A 304-nucleotide genomic window follows, 5' to 3' on the forward strand; every position below is an offset into this window, starting at 1 on the left:
AGCGGACGGCCTTCCAAAAGCATCTGGGAAGGGTTTTCGATCTCCTCCAGCCCCTGCCCTGTCATATCATACATGACCAGTTCATTGGTGGAGCCATAGCGGTTCTTGGCAGCCCGCAGAATGCGATAAGGCAGCATTTTGTCGCCCTCACAGTAGAGCACAGTATCCACGATGTGCTCCATGACCTTGGGGCCTGCAATGGCTCCGTCTTTGTTGACATGGCCCACTATGAACATGGGAATCTCCTGCTTTTTGGCTACCGCCAGCAGACGGGCGGCGCTCTCCTTGACCTGACTGACCGTAC

1 pseudogene is annotated in these 304 nt (G+C 55.6%); it reads right to left on the minus strand.

Annotation, left to right across the window (positions count from 1 at the left end):
- Positions 1-304: pseudogene (locus P0G09_RS18270) on the minus strand (DNA repair protein RadA); the annotation flags it as partial.

It is taken from the genome of Faecalibacterium sp. DFI.5.82, from assembly GCF_029076575.1.
Taxonomy (GTDB): Bacteria; Bacillota; Clostridia; order Oscillospirales; family Ruminococcaceae; genus Faecalibacterium; species Faecalibacterium duncaniae.